The 15,913-nt window shown below is 34.1% G+C and carries 15 protein-coding genes; all 15 read right to left on the reverse strand.

Translation table 11 applies throughout. The features are described from left to right. Positions 1-5: 5 nt before the first annotated feature. Positions 6-1,187, reverse strand: a complete 1,182-nt coding sequence (locus CWR48_RS01420) for a nucleotidyltransferase domain-containing protein (protein ID WP_115771251.1) — start codon at positions 1,185-1,187, stop codon at positions 6-8. A gap of 14 nt (positions 1,188-1,201) precedes the next feature. Then, positions 1,202-1,609, reverse strand: a complete 408-nt coding sequence (locus CWR48_RS01425) for a lasso peptide biosynthesis B2 protein (protein WP_115771346.1) — start codon at positions 1,607-1,609, stop codon at positions 1,202-1,204. 70 nt (positions 1,610-1,679) lie between these two features. Continuing rightward, positions 1,680-1,979 carry a lasso peptide biosynthesis PqqD family chaperone gene (locus CWR48_RS01430; RefSeq protein WP_115771252.1) on the reverse strand — a complete coding sequence of 100 codons (300 nt, stop codon included), beginning with the start codon at positions 1,977-1,979 and terminating at the stop codon, positions 1,680-1,682. Beyond that, positions 1,976-2,911 carry an HPr kinase/phosphorylase gene (locus CWR48_RS01435; protein WP_115771253.1) on the reverse strand — a complete coding sequence of 312 codons (936 nt, stop codon included), beginning with the start codon at positions 2,909-2,911 and terminating at the stop codon, positions 1,976-1,978. The genes CWR48_RS01430 and CWR48_RS01435 overlap by 4 nt, the downstream gene beginning before the upstream one ends. Before the next feature lie 354 nt (positions 2,912-3,265). After that, a complete protein-coding gene (locus CWR48_RS01440; RefSeq protein ID WP_115771254.1) occupies positions 3,266-3,403 on the reverse strand; it encodes a paeninodin family lasso peptide in 138 nt (45 codons plus the stop codon). 12 nt (positions 3,404-3,415) lie between these two features. Next, entirely contained in the window at positions 3,416-5,347 is a 1,932-nt protein-coding gene (locus CWR48_RS01445) for an asparagine synthase-related protein (RefSeq protein WP_115771255.1), read from the reverse strand. 249 nt (positions 5,348-5,596) lie between these two features. Further along, entirely contained in the window at positions 5,597-7,366 is a 1,770-nt protein-coding gene (locus tag CWR48_RS01450; protein WP_245976677.1) for an ABC transporter ATP-binding protein, read from the reverse strand. Between the two features lie 46 nt (positions 7,367-7,412). Next, the gene (locus CWR48_RS01455) at positions 7,413-8,474 is read right to left on the reverse strand and encodes a glycosyltransferase (RefSeq protein ID WP_115771256.1); all 1,062 of its coding nucleotides are present in this window, start codon (positions 8,472-8,474) and stop codon (positions 7,413-7,415) included. A gap of 89 nt (positions 8,475-8,563) precedes the next feature. Next, the gene (locus CWR48_RS01460) at positions 8,564-9,655 is read right to left on the reverse strand and encodes a polysaccharide pyruvyl transferase family protein (protein WP_115771257.1); all 1,092 of its coding nucleotides are present in this window, start codon (positions 9,653-9,655) and stop codon (positions 8,564-8,566) included. A 55-nt stretch (positions 9,656-9,710) separates the two neighbouring features. Then, positions 9,711-10,901, reverse strand: a complete 1,191-nt coding sequence (locus tag CWR48_RS01465) for a glycosyltransferase (RefSeq protein WP_115771258.1) — start codon at positions 10,899-10,901, stop codon at positions 9,711-9,713. A 27-nt stretch (positions 10,902-10,928) separates the two neighbouring features. After that, positions 10,929-12,119, reverse strand: coding sequence for a glycosyltransferase (locus CWR48_RS01470; RefSeq protein WP_115771259.1), 1,191 nt, complete (start codon positions 12,117-12,119; stop codon positions 10,929-10,931). Between the two features lie 80 nt (positions 12,120-12,199). Then, positions 12,200-13,234: a glycosyltransferase family 2 protein gene (locus tag CWR48_RS01475; RefSeq protein WP_115771260.1), complete on the reverse strand. Its 1,035-nt coding sequence runs from the start codon at positions 13,232-13,234 to the stop codon at positions 12,200-12,202. Between the two features lie 12 nt (positions 13,235-13,246). Then, on the reverse strand, positions 13,247-14,425 hold the full coding sequence (locus tag CWR48_RS01480; RefSeq protein WP_115771261.1) for a glycosyltransferase: 1,179 nt from the start codon (positions 14,423-14,425) through the stop codon (positions 13,247-13,249). Further along, on the reverse strand, positions 14,397-15,551 hold the full coding sequence (locus tag CWR48_RS01485) for a glycosyltransferase family 1 protein (protein ID WP_115771262.1): 1,155 nt from the start codon (positions 15,549-15,551) through the stop codon (positions 14,397-14,399). Before CWR48_RS01485 ends, CWR48_RS01480 begins: the two co-directional genes overlap by 29 nt. Continuing rightward, entirely contained in the window at positions 15,548-15,913 is a 366-nt protein-coding gene (locus tag CWR48_RS01490; protein WP_115771263.1) for a helix-turn-helix domain-containing protein, read from the reverse strand. The genes CWR48_RS01485 and CWR48_RS01490 overlap by 4 nt, the downstream gene beginning before the upstream one ends.

Here is a 15,913-nt window from a genome sequence, read left to right on the forward strand (position 1 = left end):
TCCTCCTAGGTTAAAGCCTGCCCCCTTGACTTCCTCCATGCCCATAAAAACGGTCGCAGCGGAAAATAGAGAAAATGTAAGGGCATTGGTAAAGGTAATGTGTCACGATCTTCAGGATACGGATATAGAAAGCTTAAGATGAAAATGCATTTCTGCTGGAATGACATTAAAGCAAATAAATTCTGCTTATGATACCTTGCAACACTTTCCGGAACTGGGTCCGTATGTAAATTGACCATGCTTTCTAGATAGAAAATCGCTCCTTGCGCTAGATTTCTTGATCTTTCCCCATTACACAACAATCCCATATTCGAAGGAAGCCTCGTATGAAAAAGCTCTGAAGCAAGGATAAGCGTCTGTCCCCCGATATGAAGCGAACGATAGTCTTTCAATATCTGAAGCACCCTTTCTTCGTCCAGCTTCTGACCGACCAGCTGATGAATATCAAGGAGCCAACGAATTCTTGACCACCCGTGACGGGCACCATGTGCAGTAAGAAATAGAAACAAATCCGACTTACTTAATAAATATACGGGTTGATTTGTAATACTGCTCTTCCTTCTTCTTTCCCATAATTTCGCAAAGCTTGGTTCCTTAGCCGGTCCTGGACTTAGACGCCAATGGATTTCCACTTTAATTTTCTTAATCGGATGGATAAAGGTGATATGATGATGACGCCATTTCCAGTCATTCAAAACTGTTTTAATATAGTCATCTTTTTCGTACCCGTACGCAACAAGAATTTCCTCCGCAAGATGAAGCTGTTCAATTGGGATAAGCACATCCAAGTCACTCGAAGTTCGGAGCGAAATATCACCATATAAGTCATGCGCTAGTGCAGGTCCCTTTAATTGAAGAAGCGGTATTTCACGAGCTGCAAACAGCTTCGATACCTGTTCCATTTCCGCTGTTAGAAATAGCATTTGAAAGGTATTCTGCTTATAATGCTTCGATATTGTCTCGACCACATAATCTGGAATCTGCTTGTCATTTGCCAATTTAAGCTTAGAGTGAAGCACTGGATACACACGGTGATGCATTGCTAAGTCGATAAAAAGATTCCAATCGACATCACGGAATAGGGTTTGGTCAATTGCCACTACATCGCTCGAATAATCGCTTTTTAGTATTTCTAAAATTAACTTCAATTCCTTTGGTATACTTTTTAGATTTAACTGATTAACCACTGCTTTCACCCTCTTTACATTCCTGATTCGATTCTTTTTGCAAATTTATTAACAACCGTAAATCTCTCCATCCCCTCTGAACCTGTTACATAAAAAGGGCCGCTACGTAACCATGCATGTGCGATAAATTCCCCTTTTTCATCTTTTGCAGTACCCAAATATAGCGTGCTCTCGATTTGACGCCTTTCCAACATTTTCATTGCAGCAATAGCCTTTACAAGACATTGGCTTTCCCAAAAGGTATACCGGCTCATTAGATGAATTGCTTGTGAAATACCCATTAATGCCTCCTTTTCGGAAGCATTAAGGGCAAAGGTCGTTTCCGCCATTTTATTGCCTAATGAAGGTGCAATTTTAGAAAATGGACGCCCCTTTAGAAATCGCGCCAAAGCTAAATAAAAATAGGATTCAAATAAGAGCATTTTTGTTTGAATACTAAATGATATAAAGGTTCGAAACTTTTTCAAATGGACTCCCCCTCTCTAATTGCCTTTATGAACGTTCAGTAATTTCTATCAACCCTTCACCTAGTAATTTCTCTAAAAAAGAAACGACTTGTTCACTACATGTATCACGTCCTATGTCATATTGGGTCACTAATGCAGCAACTACTTTTTCAATGGTAATCGGTTGATTGATATGCTCCCAGATTTCACCGCCGATTTCACCTAAATTATAGTATTTTCCATTTTGAATACTGAGCATTACTTTTTCCCCGTCCATATCACTGACAATATTCCCCTCTACTTGATTGACCACATGCTGTTTTGATAGCCGATGATATTTAATCATGTATTTGTCACTCCTTTACTTATCTTTGATAAGACTAAATCTACTAACTCATGCGCTGAAAATCGCGTTGTCGGACGACGCAATTGGAAAATTTCGAGATGTTGCATCATTTTTGCTGACATGTTGAAATGCCATTCCATTAAACCTGCAATTGTTACGATAAAATTGCGATATGTATGACAATATAAGGTGTAAAAACGTTCCATGTTCTGAATAGGCATAATAGAAATTTCATCACTATCGGTTTTAATTAATTCGAATACACCTGCAAGTGGCGTCGGTTCATTTGTAAACTGCACAGAAACTGGAACAGCAAATTTCGTTTCCCGTTCAATAATTGGTCGAAACCCGCTTGATTCAATCCCAAATTGTTGCAAGCTTTCCAACCATAGTTTTTGCTGTGGATATGCAGGTGTCGCCATTGGTATGTTATCCACAGATAATGTAACAGGAATTATATCATCACTTAAAAGATGATACCCACGCTTTAGAAATGCAGAGGCAAGTGTCGATTTTCCTGCCCCAGAGTCACCAACAATGGCATATGCCTTTCCATCAATTGCAATCGCACTACCGTGTAATGGGAGGATTCGCCTTTGTAGCAATACTGCTCCCATGCATGTTCCGAGGATATATAGACGAAGTTGATCTTCATGAGTACCTTCAATTGAATCTACTAAAATTTCGTTCCCATTCTTTATTAAAAAAATTGCAACGTCGGGAACTTGGAATAAAACTAGATTTTCTTTCACTACAAAGTATCGACTCGCAGTGGATAATTTGGACCATATTAGTGATAAATTGGCTTTACTAACAGTAATGTCAGCTTTACCTACTACCATTTTTAGTTCGGGTAATTCTGGAAATGGTAGTTCACTGGAAATATTATATCCAAAGGCTGTATATAGCGCCTTTTTGGTAGTAGCGACCATCATGTTCTCCCCTTTCCTTTATTAATTTATCTACATTCCGTTAACATACTATGTAAATGCTTTGCAATCTCTTCGCTTTCATTAAAATGACCGATGACATCCTTTATAAATTGTAATCATTTGAAATCTCAGTATTGTTCACTATAAAGAACGATATATTAAAAAATTACCCTCTACATTCATATCCTGTTGGTGGATGATATTATTAGCTTTTGTTCTCTATAACGAATATTATATTATTAATTTACCACCCTTTATTATGTAGTGTCAACCCTAAATGAATTACTTAAGAAAAAATGTGATAAGACATGATATTAAATGATTCAGGTCTTATCACCATATTCTTCATAATAATTAGCTGTAATTAACCACATCGTGTTCATGGGCGTCTGGGTCAGGTTGAACATCATCTGGAGTTCGTATTCCTGGGCCTGCCATAGTCATATTAATATCAAGTACTTCTAATGTAGGCATGTTCCATTCCTTTTTCATGGTATCACCTCCTTAAAGGGCGTTTTTTTGAATAAATCGGGATAAAATTATACTCCGTATTAATAATTTAAAGTCCATATCATATATAAGCTCTGGTTCCGGGCTTTTCCTCACCTTTTCTAGAGCCGATTCAAGTACTTGTGTGTTTATATATGCAGAGATTTGTGGGTTCCTTATGACTTCCGCCGACTCATTAATAAATGCAGACCAATCAGGAATCATTCTCTGTATACTATCTGCACTCTGGATTCCCTTGTAGAGGTGATTTAACCTAACCTTATCTGGCAATATACCTTTAGTAGACCTACGAATTAATGCCCGATCTACTCCATTTTGCACATACTGAGAATTTGGCACAGATAAGCAAAAACGGACGACTCGCAAATCATTTGTTGGATCACGATTCCACATTGAATGTTTTAGCGAAAATTTTGTATTGTAAGTTCCGCTACTCGTTCTGTAAAATAACTTTTCAAATTGATTTTTCCTAGCACCAATTGAATTTGGAAGATTAGAGCCATCTTCATAGATTCCGAAACTGCGAATTCGTTCAAAAACATTAGATCTCCTAGCAAATTCCGGATTTATTAATAACGGTATTGAAAAGTCCTGATGTTTGTTCGTAAACTCTCTAAAACTATTTTTGCCGATTACCTGCAGCACCCTTTTTCTTCCAGTTCCTTTCACATGAATAAACTGATTGATTTCTTTATATAGCTTAATCCAATGAAATCTTCTAAGTAGATTCGTATATATATCGATTGCATTTCCCCACGAAACAGAATAATTACCGCGATCTCCAGTTAACATTACTTTAATTCCTTGCTCACTAGCAACGCGATATAATCCAGAAATCCAGTATGAATTCTCAAAGTATTTATACGGCATTTCGAGCACATCTATCCATTCATCGATTACAGAATAAGGGCTGTCAATAGGGAAGGTAAGATAATTTTGTTCAATATTTCCTACATAATCAACGGTTGCTTGTATATAGGGACGTTCATTCGCTATCCTGCTTTTATGTGTCCAATCTTCAAAACCATCAACTGGAATATAACTAAAGGTATGTAGTTTTTTCCCTGTATTCTTTAATGATCTAGCAGCAAATCCTGAAACAGAACCAGAATCCAAACCACCACTTAAGCGTGATCCTACTTTTTGATTTGTTCGCATATAATCATTAACTGCGTTTCCAAATACTTCTTTAAATGCTTCCTCATATTCCTCATTTGACTTAAGTATCAATTTACTTTCTGTATCTATATAAACGTATCTTGTTAGCTTTAAGCTATCTTCCGTAACTGTTATCGAATGTGATGGTGGCACTTGTTTGATAGCCTTGTACACGGTAGAGGCTGTATCTACAGTATCAAGCATATCTGGTATCGCTAGGAAATCTGCAATCCACTCATCATTTAGTCTTTTCTCGATATTTGGTAATGTTAATAACGGTTGGATAACCGTACAAAATGCCAAGCGTTGATTGGCTCCAGCGTAATAAAGAGTTCTATTTCCGGAATAGTCTCTTGCACCAAAGAGTTTGTTGTTTCTTCCGTCCCAAATCATAAATGCAAAGTCACCAATTAGATATTTTGGCGAAGCTTCCCCCCACTTTTGGTATGCAAGCAAAATAAGCTGACTGTCTGGAAGTGTCTTTCGTTTCTCTTTATCCACTTGCAATATGTCAAAGAGTTCCTTTCGATTATCGATTATGGCATCAACAGTAATTGCCAGTTGACTTCCTGTATCATAATAAGGTAATTGTTCTCCAACCGATTCAGGAGTGATCCACTGTGCATGACAGCCAAGGAGAATATTATCCTTTTGCCAAATCTGCGCATCATCAGCAGGGAATTTTTGTAATGCTTCCATCATTTTGTATCCATGACTATTTGGTATTGGTTCTTTGTTTAGATGGAGAATTCCAGCTATTGCACTCATTTTTTCCCTCCTTACTTAATGCATATTTAATTCTTTATTAAGAACAAATAAAATGCAACGTATTGAATCCCTGAATAACACTACATAGAAAAGCTAAAATTATTGTTATATCGTTAAGGACCTACTAAATTTCATTATAATAACGTGCTATATAATGAACAATACTATAATATTATTCTTAAGGCAATACTTATTTGTATTTATTTGCAAACTAGTCACCCTATGGATGTGATTAGCGATTTATCTTAACTACATTACCGACTTTTCCAACTTGTTCTCAATCGATACTAATCTACCTTTACTAATCTTAAACACGACATCACAGTTTTCAATTGTACTTAGTCGATGAGCAATAATAATCACAGTCTTTTCACCTTTCAAACCATCTATCGCCTTCATAATTTCTTTTTCCGTTTCATTATCTAATGCGGATGTTGCCTCATCCATAAATAATATCTCTGGATTATGATACAATGCTCGTGCAATTCCAATACGTTGACGTTGACCTCCTGAAAGACGGACTCCTCGCTCGCCAACAGAGGTTTCTAATTGATCTGGAAGTGCTTCAACAAATTCTTTCAATTGCGCCTGCTCTAGTGCTCGCCATACTTCCTTGTCATCAATCTGGTTCGCTTCCATTCCAAAAGCAACATTTCCGCGAATTGTATCATCAGATAAAAAGATAGTTTGTGGAATATAGCCTATTTTTTGCTGCCATAATGCTTTTTGATCATTCAAGTTTTCCCCATCTATTGTAATACTCCCTTTTTCCGGTTGAAATAGCCCAAGGATAATGTCAACAAGTGTCGTTTTTCCTGCACCGGATTCGCCAATAAACGCAACCGAATGGCTGATTGGTATGGTTAAGGATATATTTTGCACAGCATATTCCTTTTGATTAGGATAACGGAAGGAAATCTCATTTAGCTGTATGGAATTATTAAATGCCTTCTCCCCCTTATTAACCTCAACTACATTTTCACTTAAAGATGAATTCTCCTCTTTATTCATAAACAAATCTTCATAAACTACATTCAGTGCTGGCAGACTATATCGCATCGTAGTTATCAAGGCAACTACACGATTTATCGAGGGCATAAGTCTAATTGCAGCCATTGCAAAAAGAGCCATCGTCGATATGAGTTGTGTCGCATTTGTTCCTTGTAAAATAATAATTAACATCACAATAAGGACGATAGCCATTATCAATGTTTCGATAAAATATCTTGGAATGACTTCCAACATTTTCATATATCGAATATTGTTGCCATTAATCTGGCTTTGTTCTTTGTAAGACTTGATAAAAAAGGCTTCTTTTCCAGATACCTTAACTTCTTTACTAGCCCCTAGTCCTTGATTAACCCATTTAATCATCGCACTACTTACCTTTTGTTGCTCGACTCCTAGTTGATCTATTTTATTTCTTTGAAGTTTAAAAAATAAAAAAACACTTCCACCTAATAGGATAGAAGCAGTTATCATGGCGATAGGTGCAGTAACGAATAGTAGTACCGATATACATATTATTACAAGAATTTCCGTTAGTAATTGAAAACCTGAAATCACAATTCCTTGAAAAACCCTAGGTACTTCATTATTTACATTTCTGAGTAAATCCGCTGTGTTTCTTTGCAAATGAAAAGTATAAGGCTTTGTTAAATATTCTTGAAACAAATCCCTTGAAAGTTTCACTTGTTGATTTGTTGTAACCCTTACTTGTAAATAGTTAAATAGAAGCAAATATAAGTTTTTGAAAATAAATACGGAAAGTAGTAATGCTACTAATAGGATAATAAATGCATTTGTATTTTGAAAGTTAAAGAATTCATACACATAAGCTAAAATCGCTTGATTCTGGATTATTTCAGGATTGGTTATAATGCCAATAAATGGAGCAATTAATCCAATTCCTACTGTTTCAAATATGGCTGCTATGATCATCATGAAGAATAGGATTAGTAGCTTTTTCTTTTCCTTTTTGTTGAAAAGGGTCGGGAGCTTATTAATTACACTTCTCAATTTTATATACCTCCAAAATATAGCATTTAAAAAATCGTACTCAGTATTAAAAATTACTTATTTTTTTTATAATGCCCACTATATTATTTTTCACAAAATATTGAAATTCACTTTTTGCCTTTATAAATCTAATTAATAGCTTTTCATTTTTTAACAAGCAAATTATCTTGATAGACATATAATATATTGATGGACTTTTATATTTCAATAAATCTTTATAAAACTCTTTATCATTTAATATTGAAGACAGTATTCTATATTTATTAGTTATTAATATAGTACTATTCACTACTTCATGTATATATGATAAAGTTACCTTGGAAAAATGATTCCTTATACTCTTTATGAAGATTTCATACCCGTATACTTTAGATATATCTATTAAAAACTCTTTATTATCCACTATATAGTCATATAGATCCTCCCTAAATATCCGCGTTAAAGAATCCCTTTTGCGCATATAATAATTATACAAAGGTTCTTCTACATAAATTAAACTCTCTATCAATGTCAATAACTTAAAATTTAATCTTGCATCTTCACTATGATGCTTATCTTCATCAAATTTTATATTATTTGTGTAAAATAATGACTTTCTATAGAGCTTATTTACACTGGATATTAAACTTAAGTCTTTGTTTGATAATATAGATGGAATAATTTGAATTTTTATTTCCGTTCTATCCAATATATCTGTATTTTCCCAAATTTCACTTCTCCTATTTGTATTATTTATCAAATCGATCGTTTTGATAGGACATACAACTATATCTGCATTATGCACTATAGATTTTTTATACATTATTTCATACATATTTTGCTCAATAGTATCATCTGGATCAACGAATGCTATATATTTCCCATTTGAGACTTCTAGCCCTTTATTTCGGGCTGAAGATACTCCGCCATTCTGTTTGTGGATAACTTTTGTCCTGCTATCTGTTTCAGCATAATAATCACATATCTCTCCACACTTGTCTGTTGATCCATCGTTTACAAGTATAAGTTCAAAGTCAGAAAACGTTTGTTCTAATATAGACTCTAGACATGTTTCCAAGTACTCTTCAACGTTATAAATCGGAACAATTATACTTATAGCTGGTTTCATTTATTTCATCACCTCTTTAATAATCACTACAAAATAATAAGTATTGGATCATTAATTATTTTATAGGGAAATTATTAATATATTATCTTTTAGTATTTTCCGACAAACAAATCAAGTGCTTTAAATTGATTTGTTGCTTCATCGCATACTTTATCAATATCAATTTTATTAGGTATTGGAATTACATTTTCCGGTTTCAATTTCTCCATATTCTTTATAAAGACACCATTTCCTTCTAAGTTTAGATCATTTAGTATGTTATGTGTTTTATTACTATATATAATAGGAAATACGTTTATATTATAAAGAAGTGCAAGTATTATAGAGTGAAACCTTGTGCCTATTATTAAATCACAGGACCGGTACTTAACAAGGAACGCATCTATATTTCCATTATAATTTATTATCTTTACTTTACTTTTGTGTTCTACCCCAATTCTCTGTTTTATATTATTACACATACTCAAATCACCTTCTTGTTCGCAAAATGAAAATAAATTAATACTAAATCCTAATTTACTGTAGTATTCTACTAACTCAACAATTTTGTCATTGTACACTGTATTATAATTTCTCAAATCCTCTCTTTTCTCTAAATTAATGAGAGAAAAACCTATACTCCTTTCCATAACAATAGAATTAGAATCATCCTTTTTTAAGTTAAAAACCGCATCTGTAGAAACTCTTATATTTTTAAGATCTTTAAATAGCGAATATGAATTGAAATCCCTAAAACAAACATCTTCAAACAATGAAAAGTATTTCTTATGACTGTTAACAAAGTCATTATCTGAAAACGGTCCAAAATTAGCTCCAATTATAAATGATTTTTTGTTTAATTTTTTCAATTTATCTGGTAATATGCTTTTACTTGTTAAAAATCCTTTCCAATCTGGACCTTCCATGAATATTGATCCCCCTATGATAACAAGTCCATCATATTTCCAGAAATTTAACAAATTGTTTATTTTACTAAAAACATCTACTTTCCGCAATCCGAAAAAATTAACACTTAGACTTCTTAATATAACAACATTATTATAATTACTAAAAATCTCACGATAAGTTTTATTTGAAGTTAACAAATACCACTCAACATCTGGATATCTGTCAAATAACACTTTTAAAAATAAGTCGTCTCCTATGTTTTTAGCAAAATAAGCATTTACCAGCATCCTCATATTCTAATTCACCTCAATAAATATCCATAATATTTTATTGCTATAAAAATATAATTTAAGTTAATGATATTGCAAATCCACTCATATCTTGTGTATTTTCGAATGGGTATTTAGATAAATTGTCACTGAATTCCTGGCACAGTTTTGGATTATCAATTAATTCTTTTACTCCATTATAAATTTGCTTTTCATCGATATTCACAATTAACCCTGTCTCCCCATTTTCTATTTGCTCTTTTGCCCCATTAACATTTGTAGTTACAATAGGTTTAGCCAAGCACCTTGCTTCAATTAAAGTAATACAATACCCCTCATATCTCGAAGGCTGAACATAAATGTCACACTGATCCATGTAAGGATATGGGTTTGAATCTGGACCTAATAAAATAAATCTATCTTGAAGTTTTAATTCTTTAATAAGACCTTCATATTCACTTCTGTAGCTTCCCTCTCCTAAGCAATACCATTTAACATCATAGCCATCATCAATTAGCCTTGATAAGACTCTTATAGCTAAGTCCTGTCCCTTTTCAGTAGCAAGTCTCCCTACTGTAAGTATTTTTATCCCATTAAAACCATCATTAAATCCTTTTCCTTCCTTGGACTTGGTTCGAATTAAGTTTGGAGACACTAAATTTATAAAAACCTCAGACTTTTCTTCTACAACAGGTACTAAAGATACTAATTTACTCCTTGCCTCTTCCGAAACTACAAAAAATCTTTCAAACTTTTTATAAGTCTTAGCTGCAAAATTTACATCAAATCCAATCTTAGTTACATCAAAATGAATCCATTGAATCTTCTTCCTAGCTTTTATCTTATGAACAACAAAATAGCTTATGAAGTCCATTGGACCAGCATAAGCTACCGCAACATCGTATTCATTTTTATAGATTGGAACATTTTTTAATAGATAATGAAAAAATAAACTTTTATTTTTCATAGTCTTAGCTAATACGGTTGCAATTGTTAAGCCTAACCCCTTTATTAATTTCCCTGTTTTAAAGAGATTAATTGCCGTTACTTTAGCAGGCTGATTTAGCGTGTTCTTTAATGAAGGATACTCAAGTATGTAGTCTATATGAACAGTATTAGGAATAGAATCTAAAAACCCACCATACTTCTCCAGCATTAGAATAGTTATATCATACTCATCCTCTGGCATCTCGGCAATCATATTAAGTAATGCCTTTTCTGTTCCGCCGATATTCATATTAATAATCATAAATACGATTTTTATCTTCACTATGGTCACACTCTTTCAACATCATTATTATCCTAATAACTGATAAACCTTTTCTATTTCCTCCGTATTCCCCTTCTTCTCTGAATGTAAGTAATTTACAATAGATTGTCGTAATTCTTGATCATTTATCAACCTTAGGATTCCATCACTTACTGCATCTGCATTCATATCAACAACCAGGCCATTTTTTTCGTGAATCATCTGATTAAATACTGCGTCAAATCTCGTTGTAACTACTGGGATATTAAGCATTCTTGCTTCAGCAATTGCAAGTCCAAAGCCTTCAAATCTTGAAGTTTGTACATAGATATCAGCATCCTTGATAAATGGATATGGATTTGTTTTTACCCCTAATAAAATAAAATGTTCAGCTAAATCATGCACTATAATAAAATCCTCAATTTCCTCTTTTAAAGGGCCTTTTCCTAATACGTACCACTTAAAGTTTATCCCTTTTTCTTTAAGTCTTTTACAAGCTTCTAGCGCAATATCATATCCTTTTCCTTCTGATAATCTACCTATTGTTAAGATCCTAATTCCATTGTAATTATCCTCATAATCTTTACCTATTTGTGACATTTTGTTAATTAAGATAGGATTATTAATGTCAAATATTACCTTTATTTTATCAGAATAAAAAGGAAATATATCTAAATACTTTTCTTTGGCTGAATAGGATACAGCAATAATCTTATTATATTTATCATAAAATTTCGTTTGATAATCTCTTTCCATCTCACTTATTATCAAACTAGTGTTTACCCACGCAAATTTATTATTTGCTTTTATTTTTTCAGCTACATAAAAAGTTGGAATCCCCTGTGCATAGCTTACAGCTATATCATATGTTTTAGGGTTATTCTCAATCACTTTGGAAACACTTTGCCAAAAGATCATAGCTTTTTGAGGGTTGGTATATTCCTTTCTTCTTATGCCTATTGAATACTTCAACCTTGAGTACAACATCATGTACTCACGTTCGCCGATAGCATATTTTATTGAATCTTTTACGTTTTGTTTCGTAAAGTTAGTATATTTTAATGGCTCTAGGATATTAACTTCTTCTGGCACTAATTCCTCTAATGCATGACCATGGGAAAATAACTGGAGGTCAACAGAATATCTTGAGTAATCAAGCATAGATAATAGTGTTACCAAGCTTTTTTCTGCGCCAGCAATATCCAATGAATCAATAACGAATAAAATACTTTTTTTCATCTGGTTATCACTTCACTTCCAAAAATAATTTCTACAAATTTATCAAAACTATTCTTAAACTCCACTACCAGCTTATCCTCTTAAACATCTACCTGCTTTAATCCTTCAGGCTTTGATAATAGCTTTATTTTCCTCAATCCTTTTCGTAATCCAAGATAAAGAACGTTGAGATAAGGGTGGAAGGAAAATAAGAATAACTGTCTTTGCAACTCTCTTTCATCTTGAACAGCACGTTTTAGATTACTATTATTATCTCGTATGTACGAATGGATTTTCTTTCGATGTGTTCCACCTTTGTCTTTCTTTCTGTTTAATAGCAACAAGTTATAATGAATGAGGCACATTTTTAATATCTCCTTAAATGATGCATCAGTGAGCTCCTCATATTGTTTTTCAATAAAGAGATGTCTTTCTTTTAATCCCCTTATAATATCTAAATTTCTTGGTGTATACGTTGCAACGATGCTATCACTTCGTTGATAATAATAGTAAAAAGGTTGTTGTAACAATAGAAACGTATTTACCCGCTGCATGACTTGATAAGCCCAGAATATGTCTTCAAATAGGACTCCCTTTTCAAATGGAATGTCGCTTATTAATTCTGTTCTATAAAGCTTCCCCCACGCAAAATTTTTTACCTTTTTATTTGTAACCAACTCGTACATCAAGGATTTATTTGTTAATATTTCCAGCGAATCTCCTTCTGTACTATACCTATTATCAATGAGCAATCTATCTTCATAAGCATAATAAAAAGCTGATTGCACAATATCAGCTTTATTCTCAATGCTATTACTGACCAGGAGTTCAATCATAGTTTTATCTAACCAATCATCACTATCAACGAACATAATAAATTCTCCTGTTGCCTGCTTCATGCCATGATTCCTAGCATCAGATAATCCACCATTCTTCTTGTGGATAACTTTTATGCGAGTATCACTTTCTTGATAATCATCCACAATTTCTCCACAATTATCTGGTGATCCATCATCTACCAAAATAATCTCTAGATTAACATATGTTTGGTTAATAATACTATCTACACATCTATGAATATACTTCTCTACTTTATAGATAGGGACAATAACACTAACCTTTCCCTTCTCTGGCATGCATTGTCCCTCCTATACGATTTCGTATAATTTTTGCAGTTCCTTTACATTATGATAGTCATTCTTTATACAGTTACTTGCTAGATGTTTTCCGAGCTTTAGATTATTGAATAACCTCTCAATCCCATCCACAACCCCCTTAACCGACAACTCGCAAATTACCCCATCAATCCCATCCCGTACCTGACTCCCCGCTGTAGGGTAATTAGTTATCAATACTGGCTTTCCAAGAATCTGTGCTTCCCCTACCGTAACAGCCTTTCCTTCATAACGCGACGGCTGCACATAAAGATCCGCTGCCTTCATATATGGATATGGATTCGTCTTTTTCCCTAATAATATAAAGCTTTCACTAAGATCGTTCGCTGCAATTAATTCTCGAAGCATTGACTCATCACCACCATAACCAACGACATACCAAGCAATCTGATCAATTCCTTTTACCTTTAATAACTTAAGTGCTCTGACGGCTTGATCAATCCCCTTGGCATGTGATAGCCTAGCAACCGTTACTATTTTGAATCGCGGATCACTATCCATTGGATTTTCCACTTTTTCATTAGCAAGTGACTGGACAAGGTCTGGGGATGTAATGTTTTCCATTACCATTACCTTCTTTTTAAGACTTGGATATTTCTTAATAAATGCTTGTTTGCAATCCTCAGATACTGCTACGATATGATTAAACTTATTCCACATTTTCACGTCCATATCGATATCTGTGTCGACGGTTGAAAAGTCTGTGTGTATCCAGGCAATCTTTGTTTTTGCCTTTACCTTTTCGGCAACAACGTAATGTGGCCATAAATAACTGATTGCGACATCATATTGTTTTTCAACCTTAGGTAAAAATGGTAATGCATATTTCCACATGTACTGCATCTGTTTATAGCCTGTTTCCGCTGATTTACCTATGCCTGCTCGATACTTTGCTAGAAGTCTTGTCATTCCAATTGATAGTTGACCAGTTTTGATTACTTCACTTATCGACATGCGAAAGGTTTTGTATATATTCGACTCCTCGATTAAATTAGGTCCAGTTGGAAGCAAACTCATGAAGTCACCAGTATGGCTATATAGCATCAAATCGACTTGATAACTTTCATAATCAAAGTTACTTAACATGCTAATTAAGCTACGTTCTACCCCACCAACTTCCATGTCAAAGGTGGTAATCAAGATATTTTTCATCTGCAACCCCATCACTTGATTTATAAATTTTCTTTAGTTTTTCAAACGCCAGTGTAAGCGAATATCCATTTTCCTCAAATCCAGTTATTATTTTATTTGTATTTTTTTCTTTTTTATTTGCAACTTCGATAATCTTATCAGCCCAAACATCAGGTCCATTTGCTAATAAAAGTTTTGAAACTAAACCGATGTTTAAATCTGCTTCGGGTTGGATTGCTTCTGATACGATGCACGGAATCCCACTTGCCTGTGCCTCCAATAATACAAGTCCTAATCCCTCATGAATGGACGGAAAAACAAAAACATCCATATTGTGGAGCATCGTTGCTATATCCGTTCTTATGCCAACAAACTTGATATTGGCTAGTAGACCATCATTCTTTGCCTTTGCCTCTATTTCGAGCCTAAGATCCCCATCTCCAACTAATAATAATTTTATTGATGGATCTCTCTTGATCACACTTTTCATTATTTCTAATAAAAAGGTATGATTTTTTGCCTCGATAAATCTTCCAACATGACCAATAATGATACTTTTTCCTACACCCGCTTCTAATTTAAATTTCTTAACCTCTGCATAAGAAGGTTGCAGGAAGGTTGAATAATCTATCACATTAGGAAAAAAGGAATACTTTCTTTGATTGACACCGTTCTTGCCAAATAAATAAGTTCCCGCTCCATTACTACATGCTAATAGATCGGTAGAAAATAGTTTGATAATAGTGCGCATCGTAGTAATGTAAACTTTTCTTGCAATACTATTACTATTGTCTAATGTTGTGTGGGCATGTGAAATCCGAATTTTCACACCAGCTAAATAGGCAGCAACATTTGCAATACCACAGTGAAAAAGCGTATGTGCATGAACAGCATCATACGGTCCATTCCTTTTTATTACGTTATATATTTCTTTAATTGAATTGGTTTTTGATAGCTTAATCACAGAACCACCAAGCGCTTTTATTTCTTGATCATAATGAGCTTCCTGACTGCTATAAGAAATAAAATCAAACTGTACGCTTTCACGATCCATATGCCGATAAATATTCATCAGCATCGTCTCTGTTCCTCCCATATTCATAGCACCAACTACCTGAAGAATCCTTAATGGCGCTTCACGTCTCATTTATCTTTTCCTCCAGATTTTTTCTCCCCCAACTTCCCCTTCTGCCACCTAACAAATTCAATCACAGCCCTAAACTCCTGTAACTGTTCCTTCTCAACCCCCGATTTCTTTAACTCATTCACAAATTCCAGCCATTCATTTTCTGGTATTTGTTCATTTGCAGATTTCACTGTGCCGAGTAATGTTCTTAAGTCAACATCGAGTACAACAGCCAGCTTCTCGATTATATGGATGGAGGGATTTTGATTTAAATTTCGTTCAATATTACTTAAATAGGACTTCGAGATATTTGCTCGTTCGGCACACTCCGATAGTGTGAGCCCCTTGCTTTTACGAAGTCTTTGAATATTTTCCCCTATCAT

Origin of the sequence: Oceanobacillus arenosus (assembly GCF_003369575.1) — a bacterium.
GTDB lineage: Bacteria > Bacillota > Bacilli > Bacillales > Amphibacillaceae > Oceanobacillus > Oceanobacillus arenosus.

Excerpts from the sequence above, each read along its gene's own strand:
- CWR48_RS01445 (WP_115771255.1), bottom strand. The coding sequence starts at position 5,347 with ATGAGTGCAATAGCTGGAATTCTCCATCTAAACAAAGAACCAATACCA.
- CWR48_RS01485 (WP_115771262.1), bottom strand. The coding sequence starts at position 15,551 with ATGAGACGTGAAGCGCCATTAAGGATTCTTCAGGTAGTTGGTGCTATG.
- CWR48_RS01475 (WP_115771260.1), bottom strand. The coding sequence starts at position 13,234 with ATGCCAGAGAAGGGAAAGGTTAGTGTTATTGTCCCTATCTATAAAGTA.
- CWR48_RS01435 (WP_115771253.1), bottom strand. The coding sequence starts at position 2,911 with ATGGTCGCTACTACCAAAAAGGCGCTATATACAGCCTTTGGATATAAT.
- CWR48_RS01430 (WP_115771252.1), bottom strand. The coding sequence starts at position 1,979 with ATGATTAAATATCATCGGCTATCAAAACAGCATGTGGTCAATCAAGTA.
- CWR48_RS01480 (WP_115771261.1), bottom strand. The coding sequence starts at position 14,425 with ATGAAAAATATCTTGATTACCACCTTTGACATGGAAGTTGGTGGGGTA.
- CWR48_RS01470 (WP_115771259.1), bottom strand. The coding sequence starts at position 12,119 with ATGAAAAAAAGTATTTTATTCGTTATTGATTCATTGGATATTGCTGGC.
- CWR48_RS01425 (WP_115771346.1), bottom strand. The coding sequence starts at position 1,609 with ATGCTCTTATTTGAATCCTATTTTTATTTAGCTTTGGCGCGATTTCTA.
- CWR48_RS01460 (WP_115771257.1), bottom strand. The coding sequence starts at position 9,655 with ATGAGGATGCTGGTAAATGCTTATTTTGCTAAAAACATAGGAGACGAC.
- CWR48_RS01490 (WP_115771263.1), bottom strand. The coding sequence starts at position 15,913 with ATGATAGGGGAAAATATTCAAAGACTTCGTAAAAGCAAGGGGCTCACA.
- CWR48_RS01440 (WP_115771254.1), bottom strand. The coding sequence starts at position 3,403 with ATGAAAAAGGAATGGAACATGCCTACATTAGAAGTACTTGATATTAAT.
- CWR48_RS01455 (WP_115771256.1), bottom strand. The coding sequence starts at position 8,474 with ATGAAACCAGCTATAAGTATAATTGTTCCGATTTATAACGTTGAAGAG.